A 21,204-nucleotide genomic window follows, 5' to 3' on the forward strand; every position below is an offset into this window, starting at 1 on the left:
GGCTCCCTTATTAGGAGCCATTTTTTATTGTTATGAATAAATTTATTATCCAAGTTAATGGCACAGTTTATGGCTCAACTGCGAGCTTTAGAGCGCTGCGCTTTACGACAAGTGTATTGTCATTAGGCCATCAAGTTACGCGTATTTTCTTTTATCAAGACGGCGTGACTAATAGTAGCCAATTAATCTGTCCTGCCTCTGATGAACATGACTTGCACCAAGCATGGAAAAAATTGGCAATTGAACACAATATTCAGTTGATAAATTGTGTGTCAGCAGCGCTGCGACGCGGTGTGTTGTCACAGCAAGATGCCACCGAAAACACTAAAGCACAGTTCAATTCTAGCGCGCCATTTGAAATGGGTGGTTTAGGTGAGCTGGTCACAGGTATTGAAACATCAGATCGATTAGTGTGCTTTTAATGCTGATTTTAAATCACTGTGCAGGATAACCACATGAAGCAAATTTGCGTTATTTTCAGACAAAGCCCATTGGGCAATAGTTCCAGCCGTGAAGGCTTAGACTTTGCGTTACTCAGTGCCAGTTTTGAGCAACAAGTTAGCGTGGTTTTTACTGATGAAGCTGTGCTGCACCTGCTAGCAGATCAGCAGCCAGAATTAGTCGGCAGTAAAGATTACCTATCGACGTTTAAAGCTCTTAATATTTATGATATTGAAACCGTTTTAGTGTGTGAGCAGTCAGCAAAACAATTTGGCATCACTGAAGACAAGTTTAATTTTGAGGCGCAATTAGCTGATAGCAATGCCATTAAGCAATTATTAGCGCAAAGTGATGAAGTGGTGGTTTACTAATGATTTTACATCACATTCAAACCTCAGCCACCACTGACAACGCGCTAAATTGCTGCTTACGTTATATCGCTAGTGAAGACAGTATCATCCTTGCTGACGATGCGATTAATTGCTTATTACAAAGCCATTGGCAGCAAAAATTGCTAGATATACAGATTTATATATTATCTGAAGATATACAAGCTCGAGGCTTAACAGCACTTTTACCTAGCAGCGCTAATATCTCAATTATTGATTATGACCAGTTTGTACTGGCTACATTGAAACACACGAAGGTGATTACTTGGTAAATTCAATTGAATTTAATGGGCAACAAATAGAAGTTGATGCTCAAGGTTATTTAAAAAACGTTGCTGATTGGCAACCTGATATGGCAATTATTTTGGCTGCAGGTGAAGATATCGTATTAACCGAGCAACATTGGGAAGTGGTTAATTTTGTGCGTAACTTTTATCTTGAATACAAGACAAGCCCTGCTATCCGCGTGCTAGTGAAAGCCATAGGTCATACGTTAGGGCCTGATAAAGGTAATTCAAAATACCTTTATACCCTCTTTCCTGTGGGCCCAGCTAAACAGGCGACTAAAATCGCAGGCTTACCAAAACCTGCTAAGTGCCTTTAACTATCATGTAACCAGACCTGCTAAATTTACGGCACAAAAAAACCAAACATGATGTTTGGTTTTTTTTAGGCTCAGATAACGCCTTAACGCTAGCGAAGACTTAGCCTATTTTTTCTAGGCCGCGCATATACGGACGTAATACGTCAGGCACGGTAATAGAGCCATCTGCATTTTGGTAGTTTTCAAGGATAGCAACTACTGTACGACCAACAGCAAGGCCTGAACCGTTTAAGGTATGAACCAAAGTTGGTTTCTTGTCATTAACACCACGGTAGCGTGCTTGCATACGACGTGCTTGGAAATCTTTCATGTTTGAACAAGAAGAGATTTCGCGGTAGGTGTTTTGCGCAGGTAACCACACTTCAATATCGTAAGTTTTCGAAGCGCCAAAACCCATGTCGCCAGTACATAAAATCACAGTACGATATGGAAGGCCTAGCCCTTCTAGTACTTTCTCAGCATGACCTGTTAGCTCTTCTAACGCATTCATTGAATCTTCAGGTTTAACAATTTGAACAAGTTCAACTTTATCAAACTGATGCTGACGAATTAGACCACGAGTATCACGGCCGTAAGAGCCCGCTTCACTTCGGAAACAAGACGTTAATGCCGTCATTTTAAGTGGTAAATCAGCTTCTTCAACGATAGTGTCACGTACTACATTGGTCAAAGGTACTTCAGCAGTTGGAATCAAGCTTAAGCCTTGGCCTTCTTCAGTGGCCGGTTTAGTGTGGAACAAATCTTCACCAAACTTAGGTAGCTGACCTGTGCCTAATAAGCTTTCTTCGTTAACCAGTAATGGCACATACATTTCTGAATAACCGTGATTTTCAGTATGTAGATCTAACATGTACTGACCCACAGCGCGGTTTAGGCGTGCGATTTGGCCTTTCATTACCACAAAGCGAGAACCGGTGATTTTAACGGCGTTTTTAAAATCTAACCCATCTAGATCTTCACCCAGTTTCACATGATCTTTTACTTCGAAATCAAATGTAGTTGGCTCGCCCCAAGTGCGGACTTCAACGTTATCATTTTCGTCAGCACCGGCTGGTACTGCGTCATCTGGTAAGTTAGGCATGCTCATAGCAATAGCATTTAACTCAGCTAACAATTCAGCTAGTTCAGATTTTTTCGCATCCAGTTGAGCACCTAAGTCCCCTACTTTAGCCATGATTTCACTGACATCTTCACCACGACCCTTTGCTTGACCAATGGACTTAGAAATTGCATTTCGGGATGCTTGCAATTCTTCTGTGGCCACTTGTAGCGACTTACGCTTTTCTTCTAAAGCGGTAAGGCGGCTAATATCAAGGATAAACCCACGCTTAGCTAACAGCTCAGCGGTGACTTCAAGTTCGTTACGCAAAAATTTTGGATCTAACATGTTTTATATTCTTAATAGTTAAATGCGAGAAAAAACTAGCTGCTGACCGACATATACCATGAAAATACACAGTACAACGTTCAACAACACGTTGAGAATAGCTTTTGCAAAAAGACCTTCTTGCATTAGCAATAATGTTTCATTGGAAAAAGTAGAAAAAGTCGTTAAGGCGCCTAACAATCCAACACCTATCATGGCTTTTAATTCAGGACTTAACTGGCTGGCTTGACCAATGGCATAAACCACACCCATCAAAAATGATCCCAATACATTTACCAACAGTGTACCAAAAGGGAAACTGCTTCCAAATAGCTGAAGCATGAAAATTGAGATTAGATAACGAAAAACAGCCCCAATTGAACCACCAAGGGCCACAAACATGATATTGCTCATGCTAATCATAGCGCTTTACCTCACTGGTTCGGTCTAGTTCTGCTAAATGGGCAAGTTTGTCTTTGATTCTTTTTTCAAAGCCGCGCTCAGTTGGATAATACAATTGGCTATCTTTTATTGACTCAGGGAAGTAATTTTCCCCATTTGCATAGGCACCAGCTTCATCATGAGCATAGCGATACCCTGCCCCTAAACCCATATTTTTCATCAATTGAGTCGGTGCGTTACGTAAGTGATCTGGCACTGATTCATGCCCTGTTTCGCTTGCAAGCATTCTTGCTGCTTTAAAGGCGGTGTAAACCGCATTACTTTTTGGCGCACTGGCCAAGTAAACAATCGCTTGGGCGATAGCACGCTCACCTTCAGCAGGACCAACGCGGTGATAACAATCCCAAGCATTAAGCGCAATATTCATTGCAGTAGGATCGGCGTTCCCCACATCTTCAGAGGCAATGGCTAATAGTCTACGTGCTACATAGAGAGGATCGCCGCCGCCTTCAAGTATTCGACAATACCAATACAAAGCAGCATCAGGAGCTGAGCCTCTCACGGACTTATGCACCGCAGAAATCAAATCATAAAATTGATCGCCATTTTTATCATAAGCGGCCATTTGATGCCCAGCGACTTGCGTCAGCATCTCTTGAGTAAATTCACCGTTATCAGCAACCAAGTCACTCATTAACTCGAGTAAATTTAATGCTTTGCGCGCATCACCATCACTAATTGAAGCTAACTGCTGCATTACTGTTTCAGGAATAGTAAAACCACGTTTACCAAAACCACGCTCAGTATCCATTAATGCTTGATTGATAATCGCGGCAATATCATCGCTATCTAAGCGATTGATTAAATAAACTCTGGCACGAGACAATAAGGCGTTATTGAGCTCAAAAGATGGGTTTTCAGTGGTCGCGCCAACAAAAATAACAGTACCGTCTTCGATAAAAGGTAAAAACGCATCTTGTTGGCTTTTATTAAATCTATGGACTTCGTCCACAAACAATAATGTACGCTGACCACGGCTTTGAGCTACCGCTTTAGCTTGCTCAATGGCGGCGCGAATTTCTTTAACCCCTGAGGTAACCGCCGAAATGCGCTCTACATGGGCATTGGCATAATGCGCCACCAATTCAGCTAAGGTGGTTTTACCTGTGCCAGGAGGGCCCCATAACAACATAGAGTGAGCTCGATTGGCCTCAAGTGCTTGGCGCAGTGGTTGCCCTTTACCGAGTAAATGCTGCTGCCCTACATACTCACTTATCTCCCTTGGGCGCATTCTTGCGGCTAAAGGACGAAAGTCTGGGGCAAAATCGAAACCTAAAGTAGACACTATAACCTACTGAGCTAGGCTTGAACGTTGATCGTCAATATCAACGTTTGCCGGTACGGTAAATTCAAATAAGCCGTTTTCGTCTGCCGCAACCTTGGTTTGATTTGTTAACGTGAACTGACTGTAATTGCCTTGCTCATCTAACAAATTAAAATCAGTAAGCTCTGCCTCATTGAAACACACAGTGACAGTCACCACACTTGAATCATCCGCTTTGGGCTTAATGGAATAACAGGCTTTAGCTGACTCTGGCTGAATTTGCTCAACACGATACTGAGACCAAGTTGTTTCATCGCGATGAACTAACAAAGCCATTGGAGATGCGTCAATAGCATCGGCAAAATCCATGACTGAAACTTCTTCAGCAAAAGGGTTATAAATCCATAAATCTTTACCGTCAGCCACAATGAGCGACTCATCAGGCTCAGTTAAATGCCAGTAAAATTTGTTTGGATAAGCAAGGGCAAATACCCCTTTACCTGACTGAATGACTTTATTGTTTATATCGGTAACTTGCTGGGTAAAATCAGCTTTTAATGAATCGGCTTTGGCTAAGCGATCACGCAATTGCGCTGATTCATCAGCTAACGCGTTGCCTGACAATAATAATGCTAAGGCTGTAACAACAGCAAAACGCTTGTTCATATAAATTCCTAATACTGTATTGCTAATTCTTAGCGATAAACTTTTAAGGCTAGTGGCTATGCTTTTTGTCACTAAGGCTTTTTCTTTATAAGGTTGATTATTAATGGCTTCATTATAACGGTTTATTTGGCCAAACTGGCTATAAGCGCAGTGATTGTTATGTTCGGTCCGAGGTTAGTTTCTCGGTGGCGGAGGAGCTAAAACCTCACGATTACCATTATGACCTTGTGTACTGACAATCCCCTGGGTTTCCATCATTTCGATAATCCGCGCCGCGCGGTTATAACCAATTTTAAACTTACGCTGCACACTTGAAATTGAACCTCTGCGGGTTTCAGTGACAAACGCAACCGCTTCATCATATAACTGATCAGTATCATCATCAGATTCTGCAGCTTCACCAGGCAGCAATACTTGCTCACCTTCACTGACGCCATTAAGGATTTCTTCAATATAACGTGGCTTACCACGAGCATGCCAGTCTGCAACGACTTTATGGACTTCATGATCGTCAATGAAAGCACCATGGACACGAATAGGTACGCTGGTACCTGGTGGCAAGTACAGCATATCACCCATACCGAGTAGTGTTTCTGCGCCTTGCTGATCTAAAATGGTTCTAGAGTCAATTCTTGATGACACTTGAAAAGCGATACGTGTTGGCACGTTTGCTTTAATCAAACCAGTAATGACATCCACTGAAGGTCTTTGGGTGGCTAAGATTAAGTGTATACCCGCTGCACGGGCCTTTTGAGCAATACGGGCAATCAGCTCTTCAACCTTTTTACCGACAATCATAATCATGTCAGCAAATTCATCGACCACTACCACAATAGAGGGTAATTTTTCTAACTCAGGGGCCTGTTCATCCATACTTTCAGATGACTTCCATAATGGGTCAACTATCGGTTCACCTGCTTCTATGGCTGATTTAATTTTAGCGTTATAACCTTTTAAATTACGTACGCCAAGCGCTGACATTAACTTGTAACGTCGCTCCATTTCACCAACACACCAACGTAGTGCATTAGCCGCTTCTTTCATATCGGTGACGACTTCACATAACAAATGTGGAATACCGCCATATACGGAAAGCTCCAACATTTTCGGATCAATCATGATAAAGCGCACATCATCAGGACCAGACTTATACAAGATACTGGTGATCATCACGTTGACGCCAACTGACTTACCCGAACCTGTAGTACCGGCAACTAATAAATGCGGCATTTTACCTAAATCAACCACCACGGGATCGCCAGCAATATCTTGTCCCAGCACCATGGATAAATCAGATTTACTTTCTTCAAAGGTTTTAGAGTCTAAAACATCGCGCATAAATACCGTTTCACGGAATTTATTAGGCAATTCAAGACCCACAAAGGCTTTACCTGGAATAACCTCAACAACGCGGACACTTTCTGCTAACAATGAACGGGCTAAATCTTTCGACAAATTAGTGATTTTTGAGGCTTTGACACCAGGGGCTAATTCAAGTTCAAATCGAGTCACCACAGGGCCTGGGAATACCCCAACAACATTAGCGACAATATTAAAGTCAGCCAGCTTAGTTTCAACCAACCTCGCGACAATATCTAGTTCTTCTTTGGTAATTGGGTTTTCTTTTCTATCAGGTACATCTAATAAGGTGATACTTGGCAATGGCGGCATTTCAACTTTAGTTTGGCCATAAACTATTTGGGGTTCTTGGCCTGGCAGCACCACAATTCCTTCAACAATACGCGCTTGCTCAACAGCTTTTGTAGCGGCAGGGTTTGGCTGCGAGGTCGCTGTTGCACCTGTGCTATTAGCTTGACTGAATGCTTCACCTAACGAGTCGCTATGACTAACATGAGCCTCAGACTGTTCACTTAAATGATGATTCGCTTGTGTGAAATCAGCTGCGGGGGCATCCCCTGATGCGATCCAAGCTGGGGTTAAATTATCATCGTCTTGGTGATCATTGCTGGCGTTTAATTTGGGTTCAAGTCTACCATTATGTGGCGTTAATTTAGCCTCATGGTCTATTTCAGCGCCAAAGCTTGGCTCTACATCTTGCTCTAAGTCACCTGCCAAATTAGTTTCTTCTTTGTCGCGACTGGGTTTCACTTTCGATTTAATACGGCTGAAAAGAGTGGGTTTTTCTTCTAATTCATCAGTTTCTATTGCTGCAGTAACTTCAGCCTCATTATGCGGCATACTAGTGAGATCAATTGCTGCAGCATCAAGCTCAGCTTTGTCATGCTTTACGTTGCCAGCATCGTCACCACGGTCCTGTTTAAATTTATCAACGACAGACATAAAGCCGCGGGTATCTTCGGTTTCGTTACTAGCTGATAAATAACTTGGGATACTAATGATCTTTTTAACACACCAAATAGTGGCTAGACCTGTACTTTCAATAACGGTTAGCCAGCTTATACCGGTAGTTAAAGTAAAGCCTGCGCCGATAAAACATAGCAGTAATAAAGTTGTTCCAAGGTTATTAAAGTAAGGCATCATTGCTTGGCTGATCACATCCCCTGCTACCCCACCTGCTGAAAACACATACATATCATCAGCATTCATACTGGCTAATGCGGCTAGTGCAAACACGACGAGTAAAAAACCAATAATCCTTAAACCAACAGAAAAGTAATCGATTTCGAATAATCTGTGGGTGCGATTAAAGATAAACCAGCCGGAGGCCGCGATGATGATAGGAATGAGGTAAGCAATAAAGCCGAAGAAATAAAATAAAACATCTGCAGTCCAGGCGCCAACTGCGCCAGTTAGATTACTAATTTCTCCTTGAAAATGCGACTGGCTCCAGCCGGGATCATTAGGATCAAAGCTGCTAAGCGCAATAAGAATATATGTTGCTGTCATACAACAAATGATCAACCCACCTTCCAAAAGACGTTGAAGGCCGCTAAGTGTTTGAAGACTATTTCCCTGAGACAAACGAAAACACCCAAATAAGAATTAAAAAGAATGATAACAATAACAGAATATCAATATGTATGCAGTGATTATGCAACGCGCGGATGCCAAGCTCAACTGAATGTTTTCAGATAGATGGCAGATGAAGTTAAATTTTTTTATTCAAGCTTTAGTTGGTTATTATTGCGACTAATTTAGCTACTTTTATTAAATTTTAGGCAAAAAAATAAAGGGCAATGCCCTTTATTTTTTGAAAGTTATAAAATTTAGTAAGTATCAGCTAATAAATTTAATGCCACTTTATTAGTTTGCTTAACTTCTTCCATAACCACATAAGTACGAGTATCAGAAACTGATGGTAGCTTAAGTAATGTTTCACCGAGTAAACGACGATATGCGGACATATCTGAAACTCGAGTTTTCAATAGATAGTCAAAATCACCAGAAACCAAATGACACTCTTGAATATCGTCAAGCAACTGAACAGCTTTATTAAAACGTTCAAATATATCAGGGGTATCTCTAGTTAAGGTGATTTCCACGAACACAAGTAACGATGCACCTAAGTAATGAGGATTCACTAATGCAGTGTAGCCATTAATGTATCCTTGTTTCTCAAGACGTTTAACTCGTTCTAAACATGGTGTTGGACTCAGGCCAACACGCTTAGATAACTCCACATTTGATATGCGACCATCAATCTGAAGTTCGTTGAGGATATTACGGTCAATCCGATCTAAATCTTTCACAGAATTTTTCTTATTATTTGCCATATTATTAACCTTGCTTTAGCACAAAAACAACATATTCATCTTTTAATGTGTAAAGTTTAGCAGCATAAACTGCGTCAGGGGCACTATACTAGACTTCCCTGAAATAAGCACGTTCAGGTCATCGAATATAATAACTACTGGCTCGTAAAAACGAGTAAAAATCAATTAGAGGCTCAAAATGATTATTGGTATCCCTACTGAAATCAAAAACCATGAATACCGTGTTGGTATGGTTCCTTCAAGCGTTCGTGAATTAACAATTAAAGGTCATGATGTATTTGTTCAATCAGATGCAGGTATTGGCATTGGATTTACTAACCAAGATTATATTGATGCCGGTGCAGAAATCTTAGCAACCGCAGCTGAAGTGTTTGCTCAATCAGATATGATAGTGAAGGTTAAAGAGCCACAAGCTATTGAGCGCGCCATGCTGCGTGAAGACCAAATTCTATTCACTTATTTACACCTTGCACCAGACTTACCACAGACTGAAGATTTGATAAAAAGTAAGGCTGTTTGTATCGCCTATGAAACCGTAACAGATGACCGTGGTGGCCTTCCTTTATTAGCGCCAATGTCAGAAGTTGCTGGGCGTATGTCGATTCAAGCAGGCGCGCGTGCACTTGAAAAATCACTAGGCGGCCGCGGTATGTTACTGGGCGGTGTTCCAGGTGTTGAACCAGCCAAAGTAGTTATTATTGGCGGCGGCATGGTCGGTACTAATGCTGCACAAATGGCTGTAGGCATGGGCGCTGACGTGGTTGTGCTTGATCGTAGCATCGATGCTCTACGTCGTTTAAATGTACAATTTGGTTCTGCAGTTAAAGCCATTTACTCTACTGCTGATGCCATTGAACGCCACGTATTAGAAGCAGACTTAGTCATTGGTGGTGTACTGGTTCCTGGCGCTGCTGCGCCAAAACTTGTGACCCGCGATATGATTAGCCGTATGAAGCCTGGCAGCGCAATTGTTGATGTCGCAATTGACCAAGGTGGTTGTGTTGAAACATCTCATGCAACCACTCACCAAGAACCAACTTATATCGTTGATGATGTAGTTCATTATTGTGTTGCAAACATGCCTGGCGCTGTGGCTCGCACCTCTACTTTTGCATTAAACAATGCCACGCTGCCTTACATTATTAAGCTTGCAAACTTAGGTTATAAGTCTGCATTGCTTCAAGATAAGCACCTACTAAATGGCTTAAATGTCATCCACGGAAAGCTTGTTTGTAAAGAAGTTGCTGAAGCATTAGCACTTGAGTTTACCGAGCCAACAAGCCTGCTAAACTAATCAATATCTGATGGTTTAAGTACTAAAAAGCTGCTCAATGAGCAGCTTTTTTTATGGATTAAACAATTATGCAACAATTTGTATCTTAAGCTGTTTACAAGCAATATCCATCCAGAATCGTTCACTTTATCAGCACCACTGAGCAAGCACTTTGCTAACTTAATAAAATGCGCAATTTTAGTTAGCGTTTATTAATTAAAACCAGTGAGCACCTCAAGCCAACACTCAGCAAGGGTTACAGTAATTACAATGGCTAATATGAGTCATTTTAGTCATACTTTATGCTTACAGTTCATTATCCTACTACAATGTTTAAAATTAGTGCTTTCTACTGTTGGTCAAATCGCTGAAATTCACTACAATTCATCATCAAAATAGCGATTAAAAGCAGACTTATATGTGGTACCAAAAACAAATATCATTAAAGCCAAAAGCTCGTGGCTTTCATTTAATTACTGAAGAGGTATTAACTCAATTACCCGAATTAGCAAGGTTTGATATTGGCTTAGTGCACATATTGCTGCAACACACCTCAGCTTCCATTACTGTAAACGAAAATGCAGATCCAACTGTTCGGCAAGACTTTGAAGCATACTTTAATAATGTGGCGCCAGAGAATGAACCATATTACATCCACACTTATGAAGGCAGTGACGATATGCCAGCCCATTTAAAATCAAGTTTACTGGGCTGTGAATTAACCCTACCCATCACCCATGGTCAATTAGCATTAGGAATGTGGCAAGGGCTGTATTTAGGTGAACATCGCAATCATGGCGGCAGCAGAAAACTACTTGTCACAATACAAGGAGAGTAGTTTTACTGTATTACTATTGCTGAATTTATTGTGCGAGTAATTCGATGATCGCCTGTTTAGGCAAAGGCTTATAGAAATAGTAGCCTTGAATAGCATCAACATTGTTTTGCTTAACAAAATCCAGCTGTGCTTGGGTTTCAACACCTTCTGCAGTGACTGATAAATCAAGTGCATGGCTCATGGTCGTAATTGCTTCCACTAGCGCCATATGTCTAGGACCCTGCTCAATTTTTTGAATAAAACTTTTATCGATTTTGATTTGATCTACCGGAAAGTTAGCTAAATAGGATAGAGAAGAATAGCCGGTACCAAAATCATCCACTGAAATTTTGATGCCCCAATTTCTTAATCGACTCAGCAGCTGTTCAACCTTCTCATGCTGCTCCATCATTACTGACTCAGTTATTTCTATGGTTAATAAATGAAATGGAAAGTTTGCTATGGATTTTTCCAGCAGATACTCTTCAAAAAAGCTAATGAATTGTTGTTGTAACTCTGCAGTGATAAATTCACTAGTAGAGACATTTACTGACAAACTAATCGCACGTCCTTGTTGCCAATAGTCATAAATTAAATCTAGCGCTTGTCGCCTAATCCATTTACCGATTGGGACAATCAGCCCTGATTGTTCAGCAATAGGTATAAATTCTTCTGGCGAAATGAACTCACCATTAAGCGGCCAACGAAGTAACACTTCAGCGCTATCAACATGCGTCGATTTAGCCGACAAAATGGGCTGAAAATACAGTTCAAAAGCATCATGACTTAAGGCTTTGTTTAATTCCATGTTTAAAAAAGCGGTTCTTTCTGCATTTTTCTGCATGCTTTGATCAAAAAATTGATAACCATTTCGGCCTTTAAGCTTAGCATTATGCATTGCTTGGCTGGCGCAATTAATTAAAGCATCAACCTCAGTAGAATCTTCAGGATAACGTGAGATACCAATACTCATAGAAGTTTGGATAGCTTTACGATCAAGCCAAAAAACAGCGCTTACAACTTGATTGATTTGTTTGGCAAGTTCAATGAGTTCGTCTGCAGACACTTTACCTTGTATGAACACGCCAAATTCATCACCTGCTATTCGGGCAAAAGTGCACATATCAGGAAACAGCGGGGCTAATCTTTTGGTTACCTCAATTAATAATCGATCACCACACTCATGACCTAAGCTGTCATTTATCAGTTTAAAATTATCAATATCCATCAATATGATTGAGCAACCTACCCCAGTTTGCTTGCTGCGCTCTTGCTGCCAAACATAATCATAGATTTTCTCAACAAAATAACGACGATTGGCCAAGCGGGTTAATGCATCATTATTAGCCTGAAAATGGATAAGCTTGCTGGCATCTTTGTGTTCACTGATATCAGCAATTAACCAAGAAAAACAATTTTGTTCACCATGGTAATCCCTAAATGAGGTTACCGTTACTTCAGCATCAAAGGTCTTGCCATTACGTTTGCGGCCTGTTAACTCACCTTGCCAAGTTTTACCGATAGCAAGGTTTTTCATTAAAGACGTGATATTTTCTTGCTGAGAATGTTCGAAAAAGCGCTTTGGTTCAAAGCTCTCTGAGTCAACAGTAATATCGCCACAGATACTTTTAAACTCAGGGTTAATAAACAAAATGGTATTGTTTTCGTTAACGATCAATAAGCCCATAGGCAGTTTACTGAATATTTTACTGGTGAGTGTTTGTAGGTGTAGTCCTTGGCTTCGTTCAATGGCAAGACTTGCCAATCGAGCGGCTTCTTGAATCAGTTCTAGATCCAATGCTGATGGTGACTTTTGGGTATCGTAATACATGGCAAAAGTGCCCAATACGTTGCCAGTAGAGTCGATAATGGGTTCTGACCAGCAAGCTTTTAGCCCTGCCTTTAACGGCAATTCTTTATAAGGTGCCCAATTCGGGTGAGTGGCGATATCTTCAACAATAACTCTTTCGCCGGTGGCTGCTGCAGCGCCGCATGAACCGACTATCGGCCCAATTTCAATGCCATTAATAGCTTGGTTATATTGTTCCGGTAAACTGGGGGCCGCTCCGGTTAACAACCTTTTCTTGTCATTGCTCATTAATAGCACTGACGCTCTGGTGCCAATCTTTTGCGCTTCGATTGATAAGACTAATGAATGGAGAATTTCTCGTAATGGGGAACCCGCTAAGAGCATGGTAAGAATTTGGCTATAACGGTCATTATTAGAAGCACATGTTGTTAACACATCATAGTTTGTTGATTGTGATGCAAAAGTTTGCCCGCTATCCATAAAATTCCTTTTGAGAATAAACCATCTGACTTTATTACTTACGGTTAATGCAGATTATTCACTCTTAAGGTTAATTGCAACACTAAGCGAGTAACTATCTGTTTATTATGAATCTCTTCGACTAGTCACTAACATTTATCACTAAAGCAATGCTACATTTATTGGCTATATATCGCAGGCATAAAAAAACAGTGAAGTTATCTAACTGCACTGTTTTTATTCGGTATGATTTTATTTTAAAACAATGAATTTACACTTCGCTTATGCGTTCCATTCTTGCTAAATAAAAACCATCAAAACCATGCTCAGCAACCAAGATTAATTCATCATCTAATAATGTAAAATGTGGGTTTGCAGCTAAAAAGGCATCAACTTGATTTCTGTTTTCATCAGGCATGATTGAACAGGTAGCGTAGACTAATATTCCGCCCACTTTTACCATTCGGCTATAGCTTTGCAAAATGTCTTTTTGTAGCTCAATTAATACCGGTAATCTTTCTGGCGTGTCACGCCATTTAGAATCTGGGTTACGTTTTAACACCCCTAAACCTGAACAAGGTACATCGAGTAGGACTCTGTCAGCAGTCAACTTCATCCGTTTAATGGTTTTGCTGCTAGCGATAATGCGGGTTTCAACATTATGCGCGCCTGCTCTTCTTGCTCTAATTTTGAGGTTATCAAGTTTCCATTGCTCAACATCCATAGCAAGTAAACGACCTTTACCTTGCATTTGTGCGGCAATGTGCAAAGTTTTACCACCAGCGCCGGCGCAAGCATCAACAACTCGCATACCTGGTTTTGCATCAACTGCAGCAGCAACGAGCTGCGAGCCGGCATCTTGTTGTTCAAAATAGCCTTGTTTAAAGGCTTCAGTTTTGAATAATGCAGAATCTGAACGTATCTCTAACGCACTTTCAACGCCTTCAACCTCTACAGTAGCGACCAACTCTTTAGTTAACCGTTGCTTTAATTCTTCACGGGTGCCTTTTAAGCTGTTAGCGCGAATATAGCGTTTTGGCGCTGTTGCTAAAGCCGCTCTTTCTGCTGGCCATTTTTCACCCAGTTGCGCAGCACCTAACTCGTCAAGCCACTCTGGGCAGCCATCCCACAAAGCCGGTTGTGCTTTTGCAACCTCTAGACGCTCGGCAAACTGTGCGCTATCAACTTGTAATGCATATTCCATCTTTGGTAAATCAAGATCGTGGAATAAATGCCAGCCGTTTAATAATTTAGAACCGGTACGTTCAATATCTTCTGCTTTGATATCAACCAAATAGCAGTAAAGGTTCAAACGACGCAAAATATCACCAGTAACGAGAGTAATTCTTGCTAGCTCCGCAGGTGGATATTGCATACCTGAAAAGTTATGTGAATAAGCGCGATCTAAAGGTTTACCTTCAGTTAGCACCATAGTTAACACATTAATGACCAGTTCAGATGAACTGCCTGAGAGCGGGTAAGTTAGCATTGGGGGATCTCAACGAGTTATAGAAATAAGATAAAACAGAAAAAGCGCATGGATCATAGGAGTTAACCGCCTTTTAAGCAAGTAATGATTCCTAAATTTTGACGGTGAAATAACAAAAAGGCAGCCAATTGGCTGCCTGATATTAAGCGTCAGCTTGAAGGTTACATTTTAGACCCTTTAGCACCGTAAAATATGATAAATGCATAACACACCACAGGAAGGATAAAGGCAGGTTGCACGCCCATATTATCTGCCATTACTCCTTGTAATAATGGGATGATTGCTCCACCAACAATCGCTAAACATAAAAAGCCACTGCCTTGCGAAGTATGTGGGCCTAAGTCTCTTAAAGCCAAACTAAAAATAGTTGGGAACATAATGGAGTTAAATAAGCCAACCGCTAAAATTGCCCACATGGCCACTTCACCACTGGTATTAATAGCAACTAATACTAAGGTCGCAGCCATTAAACCATTAAAGGCTAACATGGTGCCTGCAGGTATTTTTTGCATAAGCGCTGAACCAATAAAACGACCAATCATCGCCCCGCCCCAGTAATAGGTAATGTATTTTGCTGCATCAGCTTCTTGCAGCCCTACAATGTGCTCTTCACCTAAAAAGTTAACCAAAAAGCTGCCAATTGATACTTCAGCGCCAACATAAACAAAAATGCCCACCGCGCCCAATACTAAGTGAATGCTTTGCAACGCGCTGGTTTTACCTTTGTAAGTAACCTTACCATCTGTTTCAACTGCGGTATGAGATTGGATAATAGGCAACTTTAATTGTGAAAAAATCACAGCTAAAACTGCTAACGTGGCAGATAAAAATAGATATGGCATTTTTACCACGTCAGCTTCAGCTTGTGCATGGCTTAACTCACCGACGGCACCCGTTGCGACTGAAAGAATCAACACAGCGCCAAAATATGGGGCGACAGTGGTGCCTAATGCATTAAAGGCTTGGGTTAAGTTTAAACGACTTGAGGCTGTTTCTTCAGAGCCTAGTGCATTTACATAAGGATTAGCGGCTACTTGTAAAATGGTGATACCTGAAGCCAAAACAAACAATGCCCCTAAGAATAACGCGTAAGTTTCCAATGCTGCAGCAGGGTAAAATAAGGCACAACCGATACTAGCAATAACTAAACCGGACACAATGCCTTTTTGATAACCAATCTTTTTAACCAGACTGCCAGCAGGTAATGACACTAAGAAATAAGCGCCAAAAAAACAAAACTGAATCAGCATGGCTTCAGTGTAACTTAATGAAAATACCGCCTTTAGATGAGGGATTAGTATGTCATTAAGACAGGTAATGAATCCCCACATAAAAAATAGTGAGGTTAACGATACTAGTGCGAAACGGTAACTACCGTCGCCAGTACTGCTAACTGTTGTTGAACCCGTTGGAATAGCTGAAGCCATAATATGAACTCTCTTGTTATCGTTGTTATCACCAATTACTAGCATGTCTACTGGCAACTGAATCTTGTTATTAAAAACCTACAACACATATAAAAACAGCAACCGATTAAGCTGCTGTTTTATCGTTACATTATTTAATTAATGCGAAGAAACTTCCAAATGCGTTTAATGTTAGTTTAGCATCAGCTTGCAAAGATGCAGACTCAAGACCGTGATCATCTTTAACTGCAACAATGTCATATGCAGAGGCATCAAATGTATTGGCACTATTATCTAAGTTAAATACTACCAGCATTTTTTGAGTTTCAAAGGTACGTACAAATACCAAAAGGTTAGAATCCACATCAATAAAGCTAATATCACCCATCACCAATGCAGGATATTGCTTACGCCATTTTAAAAAGCGGCGATAAGCATGTAGATTGGATTGTGTATCTGCTTCTTGAACATCTGCAGCCATAGCTTTATGTGCAGCAGGAATAGGTAACCAAGGTTTACTGCTGTCAGAAAAACCCGCTTGTTGATGATCTTTCGACCACGGTATTGGGGTTCTGCAGCCATCACGGCCTTTAAACATTGGCCAGAAGGTAATCCCAAATGGATCTTGCAGCTCACTGAACTCAATAGGCGCTTCCGTTAAGCCTAATTCTTCACCTTGATAACTGCATACGCTGCCTCGCAGCGAAAACAACATCGCATTGAGCATTTTAACCATGGCGGGATTAGTTTCACCTTTGCCCCAGCGGGTCGCAACGCGTTGCACATCATGATTACCTATGGCCCAGCACGGCCAACCGTCACCAATACTGGCTTCCAGTTCTTCAACTGTTTGGCGAATATAAGCCGCGCTAAAATCATTGGTTAATAGCTCAAAACTATAGGCCATATGCAAACGATCATCGCCTTGGGTATATTCAGCCATGGTCGCTAAGGAGTCTTCTGCTGACACTTCGCCTAAAGTCACGGCGCCTGGGTATTGATTAATAAGTGCGCGCAGCTCTTCAATAAAGCCGACAGTTTGTGGACGGGTATTATTGTAATAATGATATTGGTAGGCATAAGGGTTATCTTCACTAAAGCCACGACCTTGGCGTTGATCTTTGGGTTTAGCTGGATTATCACGCAGATGCTCATCGTGATAGCAAAAAGTAATCGCATCTAAGCGGAAACCATCAACGCCTTTTTTAAGCCAAAAATCGACATTTTCAAGCACTGCAGCGCGAACTTCAGGGTTATGGAAATTTAAATCAGGCTGACTTTTTAGGAAGTTATGCAAGTAATATTGCTGACGACGCGGCTCCCACTCCCAAGCACAACCACCAAAAATAGCTAACCAGTTATTAGGCGCGGTGCCATCTTCTTTAGGGTCGGCCCAAACATACCAATCAGATTTGTCGTTATCACGACTTAATTTACTTTGTTTAAACCAGGCATGCTCGTCAGATGTATGACTTAATACCTGATCGATGACTATTTTGATATTGAACTTATGTGCCTTTTCAATCAGTTCGTCAAAGTCTTCCATTGTGCCGAACATAGGATCAACATCGAGATAATCACTGATGTCGTAACCAAAATCTTTCATTGGCGACTTAAAAAAGGGCGATATCCAGATTGCATCAACATTCAAACTAGCAATGTAATCAAGTTTGGTAATTATTCCTCGTAGATCACCGACTCCGTCGCCATTTGAATCCATTAAGCTTCGTGGATATACCTGATATATCACTCCGCCGCGCCACCATGATAACTGACTCATTACTCGCCCTCTGTAATAAAAGCATTAACCATATAGCTACCTCACCCATGGTTAACCCTATGTTGCGACCTAGTAACTGGTCGTCATTATTATTTAATTGCCTCGAGGATACGTGAATAGTGAAATCAGGTTCAATAGAGCTGCATACGTATGCAAAGAATTAATACGAATTTTAAAAATACAAACCAAGCACTTAAATGCTAATATTCAATAACTTAACCAATACATAAACTATCTTTTGAATGTTAAAAAAAAGTAATAAAGTGGCCATTTAAAGTCTACAAAAGCTTTGAATACGTATGCATAACGTTGTCGATGAAAGAATGCTAGGAGTAGTATCTTTACTGTTCCGCAACAAAGTGGAAATAAACCTCAGCGCTTATGCAGTCATTTAAGCAAGCTGAAGTAAAAATACTATAAAGACTGTAATTATAAATAATAGAAATCTAGCAGCTCGACCTTATAAAAAGGGCTGCTGGCCATTCAGAAGGGGAAAGATGGATGTCGCTATTTAAACCAAGCTTACTAACGTTAGCAATGGTAGCTGCCAGTACAAGTATGTACGGTTACGCTGCTGAAGCAGAAGATGTTGCAACTGCTGATGAATCAATTGAAGTATTAAAAGTCACTGGTATTCGTCGTAGTTTAAAAGAATCACAATCATTAAAAATGTCTTCATCTTCAATCGTTGAAGCTATTTCTGCAGAAGATATCGGTAAATTACCTGATGTCAGTATCGCAGAATCACTTGCACGTCTACCAGGTGTTTCGGCTCAGCGCCTTGATGGCCGCGCAAACGTCATCTCAATCCGTGGCATGGGGCCGGATTTCACTACCGCGACACTTAATGGCCGCGAACAAGCGTCTGTTAACGATAACCGTGGTGTTGAATTTGACCAATACCCTTCTGAATTATTAAATCGTGTTGTGGTATACAAAACACCTGATGCAACCGTTATGGCTCAAGCTATTGGTGGCACGGTTGATATGCAAACAATCAGCCCGCTAACCCATGGCGAACAAACATTCGCTATTGGTTTACGTGGTGAAATGAATGACCTTGGTGCGTTAAATAGCGGTTCTGATGATACCGGTTACCGTGGCAGTATTTCTTATATTGACCAATTTGCTGATGACACTATTGGTATTGCATTAGGTTATGCACGCATGATGTCGCCTAACCAAGAAGAGCGCTGGCAGGCATGGGGTTACCCAGAAAATGCTGCCGGCGACAGTGTATTAGGTGGTGCAAAACCTTTCGTTCGTTCATCAGAACTTGAGCGTGATGGTGTTTTAGCTGTATTTGAATATGCGCCAAATGATTTCTACCAAACAAAAGTTGACCTTTACTACACTAAGTTTACTGATGACCAACGTTTACGTGGTATTGAAATCCCAGCTGCTTGGGGTGCTAACGGTGGTATCGAAGCAACTAACATTGAAAATGGTCTTGTTACTGAAGGCGTCATTCGTGGCGCTGAAGTAGTAGTACGTAACGATGTCAACAAACGTGATGCTGAATCGCTATCAGTTGGCTGGAATAACAAATTTCAAATCAATGATAACTGGAATGTTGAAGCTGACATCGGTCTATCTAAAGCCGAACGTACTGATATTGGTATGGAAAGCTACAGTGGTACCGGTCGTGGCACAGGCGTTGGCGCAGTTGATGATTTAGGTTTTGCTTACAATGGTAATGGTAGCTATAACTTTACTCACGGTTTAGATTATTCAGATCCAAATGTCATCAAGCTAGGCGATCCACTTGGTTGGGGTAACCCATTAGGTGAAGGAACAAACACTCAAGATGGTTTTATCAACAAGCCAGAAATTGAAGATGAATTACAGTCTTTCCGTTTAGCCGCTGAATACATCTTTGATGACGGCGCGATTCGTAGCATCGAATTTGGTGTTAATTACACTGAGCGTGAAAAATCAAAATTAGATAAAGGCTACTTCCTAACCCTTAAAGGTTATGACGGCACCGATCCAAACTATGTTATGACGGTCCCTGATAAATACCTATTAAGATCAACTTCACTAGACTTTTTTGGTATGGGTGACGTATTAAGCTATGACTCTTTAGCCTTCTATAATGATGGCAACTACATTGAAACTGATGTTGCTGATGTTGATGCTAGCCGAGCAATAAACTCATGGGATGTTAACGAAGAAGTGACTACCGCTTTTGTTATGGCAACCATAGATACCGATGTTTACGATATTCCTTTTACGGGTAACTTTGGTATTCAAGCGGTTCAAACAGACCAGAGCTCTAACGGTACAGCATCTACTTTGGACGAAGAAGAAGGTAAACTTGTTACTAACGCCAACTACGACAGCGCATCTTATACTGAATGGTTACCTAGCTTTAATTTAGGTTTTGAAGTTGCAGAAGGCCAAATGTTGCGTGTATCTGCAGCTCGTACCTTAACCCGTGCTCGTATGGACCAAATGAATTCCAACATTGGCTATAGCTATGAAGAAAAACCAACAACGGGTGTGAATTGGACTGGTGAGGCGGGTAACACGCAGTTACGCCCATGGTTAGCCCGTCAGTACGATATCAGTTACGAAAACTACTTTAGTGACCAAGGCTACTTTGCCTTAGCAGTATTCTATAAAGACTTAGAAAACTACACTTACAAGCAAACATCGTTTATCGACTTTACTGACATCGTGCCACCACAAAACCCAGACACAGACAACCCAATTGGTTCTTTTGAGCAATGGCAAAATGGTCAAGGCGGTTATGTTCAAGGTATTGAAGCGTCATTCTCTATGGACTTTGGTATGTGGGCTGATGCGCTAGAAGGCTTTGGTACGGTATTAAGTGGTTCTTACAACGACAGTGAAGTGAAAGAAACGGCTGATAGCGAGCCAACAACTTTACCTGGTCTTTCAGAGAAAACCTTCAATGCGACGGTTTACTATGAAAACTCAGGCTTTGAAGCACGTGTTAGCTCACGCTACCGTAGTGACTTCTTAGGTGAAGTAACCGCAATCAGCTTAACCCGTCAAAATGTTAATGTTAAAGCTGAAACCGTAGTAGATGCGCAAATTGGTTATGACTTCTCTGAAAGTGGTATTGATGCCCTATATGGTCTATCAGTGCTATTCCAAGTGAATAACTTAACTAACGAGCCATTCACGTCATACACGGGTGAAGATGCTCGTCATGTACGTGATTACCAAAATTACGGCCGTAACTTCATGCTAGGTGCGAACTACAAGTTCTAATCTTAGTGTAGAAATAAAGCCTCTGTAACCTGTTACAGGGGCT

General features: G+C 41.2%; 17 protein-coding genes. 7 read left to right on the forward strand and 10 right to left on the reverse strand.

Annotated elements, in window-relative coordinates:
* Window positions 1–32 precede the first annotated feature (32 nt).
* From tusD to Q4533_RS09385, 4 genes are read left to right on the forward strand one after another with little or no spacing between them, the layout of a single operon-like run.
* On the forward strand, window positions 33–422 hold the full coding sequence (tusD, locus tag Q4533_RS09370; RefSeq protein ID WP_303502644.1) for a sulfurtransferase complex subunit TusD: 390 nt from the start codon (window positions 33–35) through the stop codon (window positions 420–422).
* Between the two features lie 33 nt (window positions 423–455).
* On the forward strand, window positions 456–812 hold the full coding sequence (gene tusC, locus Q4533_RS09375; protein WP_102437397.1) for a sulfurtransferase complex subunit TusC: 357 nt from the start codon (window positions 456–458) through the stop codon (window positions 810–812).
* A complete protein-coding gene (gene tusB, locus Q4533_RS09380; protein WP_102437395.1) occupies window positions 812–1,102 on the forward strand; it encodes a sulfurtransferase complex subunit TusB in 291 nt (96 codons plus the stop codon). Before tusC ends, tusB begins: the two co-directional genes overlap by 1 nt.
* Window positions 1,096–1,434: a TusE/DsrC/DsvC family sulfur relay protein gene (locus tag Q4533_RS09385; RefSeq protein ID WP_303502645.1), complete on the forward strand. Its 339-nt coding sequence runs from the start codon at window positions 1,096–1,098 to the stop codon at window positions 1,432–1,434. Before tusB ends, Q4533_RS09385 begins: the two co-directional genes overlap by 7 nt.
* A gap of 100 nt (window positions 1,435–1,534) precedes the next feature.
* Here Q4533_RS09385 and serS read toward each other — a convergent pair whose 3' ends face one another.
* The 6 genes from serS to lrp all read right to left on the reverse strand — a co-directional run bounded on the left by serS (window position 1,535) and on the right by lrp (window position 8,887).
* Window positions 1,535–2,821, reverse strand: coding sequence for a serine--tRNA ligase (gene serS / locus Q4533_RS09390; RefSeq protein ID WP_102437391.1), 1,287 nt, complete (start codon window positions 2,819–2,821; stop codon window positions 1,535–1,537).
* 18 nt (window positions 2,822–2,839) lie between these two features.
* Window positions 2,840–3,214: a fluoride efflux transporter CrcB gene (crcB, locus tag Q4533_RS09395; protein ID WP_076537957.1), complete on the reverse strand. Its 375-nt coding sequence runs from the start codon at window positions 3,212–3,214 to the stop codon at window positions 2,840–2,842.
* Between the two features lies 1 nt (window position 3,215).
* The gene (locus Q4533_RS09400; protein ID WP_303502646.1) at window positions 3,216–4,547 is read right to left on the reverse strand and encodes a replication-associated recombination protein A; all 1,332 of its coding nucleotides are present in this window, start codon (window positions 4,545–4,547) and stop codon (window positions 3,216–3,218) included.
* Window positions 4,548–4,553: 6 nt separating this feature from the next.
* Window positions 4,554–5,192, reverse strand: coding sequence for an outer membrane lipoprotein chaperone LolA (gene lolA / locus Q4533_RS09405; protein WP_303413150.1), 639 nt, complete (start codon window positions 5,190–5,192; stop codon window positions 4,554–4,556).
* Window positions 5,193–5,366: 174 nt separating this feature from the next.
* Window positions 5,367–8,135 (reverse strand): DNA translocase FtsK, encoded by a 2,769-nt coding sequence (locus Q4533_RS09410; RefSeq protein WP_303502647.1) that lies wholly within the window; start codon window positions 8,133–8,135, stop codon window positions 5,367–5,369.
* A 245-nt stretch (window positions 8,136–8,380) separates the two neighbouring features.
* The gene (lrp, locus tag Q4533_RS09415; RefSeq protein WP_076537850.1) at window positions 8,381–8,887 is read right to left on the reverse strand and encodes a leucine-responsive transcriptional regulator Lrp; all 507 of its coding nucleotides are present in this window, start codon (window positions 8,885–8,887) and stop codon (window positions 8,381–8,383) included.
* Window positions 8,888–9,065: 178 nt separating this feature from the next.
* Here lrp and ald point away from each other — a divergent pair, with 178 nt between their 5' ends.
* Window positions 9,066–10,181 carry an alanine dehydrogenase gene (gene ald, locus Q4533_RS09420; protein ID WP_102476645.1) on the forward strand — a complete coding sequence of 372 codons (1,116 nt, stop codon included), beginning with the start codon at window positions 9,066–9,068 and terminating at the stop codon, window positions 10,179–10,181.
* A 397-nt stretch (window positions 10,182–10,578) separates the two neighbouring features.
* Window positions 10,579–10,998, forward strand: a complete 420-nt coding sequence (locus Q4533_RS09425) for a secondary thiamine-phosphate synthase enzyme YjbQ (RefSeq protein ID WP_102519571.1) — start codon at window positions 10,579–10,581, stop codon at window positions 10,996–10,998.
* A gap of 25 nt (window positions 10,999–11,023) precedes the next feature.
* Here the strand turns inward: Q4533_RS09425 and Q4533_RS09430 are convergent, their stop codons facing one another.
* The 4 genes from Q4533_RS09430 to Q4533_RS09445 all read right to left on the reverse strand — a co-directional run bounded on the left by Q4533_RS09430 (window position 11,024) and on the right by Q4533_RS09445 (window position 17,921).
* A complete protein-coding gene (locus Q4533_RS09430) occupies window positions 11,024–13,267 on the reverse strand; it encodes an EAL domain-containing protein (protein ID WP_303502648.1) in 2,244 nt (747 codons plus the stop codon).
* 250 nt (window positions 13,268–13,517) lie between these two features.
* Window positions 13,518–14,735, reverse strand: coding sequence for an RsmB/NOP family class I SAM-dependent RNA methyltransferase (locus Q4533_RS09435; RefSeq protein ID WP_102437376.1), 1,218 nt, complete (start codon window positions 14,733–14,735; stop codon window positions 13,518–13,520).
* Window positions 14,736–14,896: 161 nt separating this feature from the next.
* Window positions 14,897–16,162, reverse strand: a complete 1,266-nt coding sequence (locus tag Q4533_RS09440) for a sugar MFS transporter (RefSeq protein WP_303502649.1) — start codon at window positions 16,160–16,162, stop codon at window positions 14,897–14,899.
* 130 nt (window positions 16,163–16,292) lie between these two features.
* Window positions 16,293–17,921 carry an alpha-glucosidase gene (locus tag Q4533_RS09445; protein ID WP_303502650.1) on the reverse strand — a complete coding sequence of 543 codons (1,629 nt, stop codon included), beginning with the start codon at window positions 17,919–17,921 and terminating at the stop codon, window positions 16,293–16,295.
* A 501-nt stretch (window positions 17,922–18,422) separates the two neighbouring features.
* On the opposite strand from Q4533_RS09445, the gene Q4533_RS09450 reads away from it, so the two are divergent.
* Complete coding sequence (locus tag Q4533_RS09450; RefSeq protein WP_303502651.1) at window positions 18,423–21,161, forward strand: TonB-dependent receptor; 2,739 nt, start codon at window positions 18,423–18,425, stop codon at window positions 21,159–21,161.
* Window positions 21,162–21,204 lie beyond the last annotated feature (43 nt).

The organism is Shewanella sp. 6_MG-2023 (assembly GCF_030547195.1).
Lineage (GTDB): Bacteria > Pseudomonadota > Gammaproteobacteria > Enterobacterales > Shewanellaceae > Shewanella.

Bases quoted from the DNA above. Each gene is read 5' to 3' on its own strand.
- tusD (WP_303502644.1), top strand. From the start codon at position 33: ATGAATAAATTTATTATCCAAGTTAATGGCACAGTTTATGGCTCAACT.
- tusC (WP_102437397.1), top strand. From the start codon at position 456: ATGAAGCAAATTTGCGTTATTTTCAGACAAAGCCCATTGGGCAATAGT.
- tusB (WP_102437395.1), top strand. From the start codon at position 812: ATGATTTTACATCACATTCAAACCTCAGCCACCACTGACAACGCGCTA.
- serS (WP_102437391.1), bottom strand. From the start codon at position 2,821: ATGTTAGATCCAAAATTTTTGCGTAACGAACTTGAAGTCACCGCTGAG.
- crcB (WP_076537957.1), bottom strand. From the start codon at position 3,214: ATGAGCAATATCATGTTTGTGGCCCTTGGTGGTTCAATTGGGGCTGTT.
- lolA (WP_303413150.1), bottom strand. From the start codon at position 5,192: ATGAACAAGCGTTTTGCTGTTGTTACAGCCTTAGCATTATTATTGTCA.
- lrp (WP_076537850.1), bottom strand. From the start codon at position 8,887: ATGGCAAATAATAAGAAAAATTCTGTGAAAGATTTAGATCGGATTGAC.
- ald (WP_102476645.1), top strand. From the start codon at position 9,066: ATGATTATTGGTATCCCTACTGAAATCAAAAACCATGAATACCGTGTT.
- Q4533_RS09425 (WP_102519571.1), top strand. From the start codon at position 10,579: ATGTGGTACCAAAAACAAATATCATTAAAGCCAAAAGCTCGTGGCTTT.
- Q4533_RS09430 (WP_303502648.1), bottom strand. From the start codon at position 13,267: ATGGATAGCGGGCAAACTTTTGCATCACAATCAACAAACTATGATGTG.
- Q4533_RS09435 (WP_102437376.1), bottom strand. From the start codon at position 14,735: ATGCTAACTTACCCGCTCTCAGGCAGTTCATCTGAACTGGTCATTAAT.
- Q4533_RS09440 (WP_303502649.1), bottom strand. From the start codon at position 16,162: ATGGCTTCAGCTATTCCAACGGGTTCAACAACAGTTAGCAGTACTGGC.
- Q4533_RS09445 (WP_303502650.1), bottom strand. From the start codon at position 17,921: ATGAGTCAGTTATCATGGTGGCGCGGCGGAGTGATATATCAGGTATAT.
- Q4533_RS09450 (WP_303502651.1), top strand. From the start codon at position 18,423: ATGTCGCTATTTAAACCAAGCTTACTAACGTTAGCAATGGTAGCTGCC.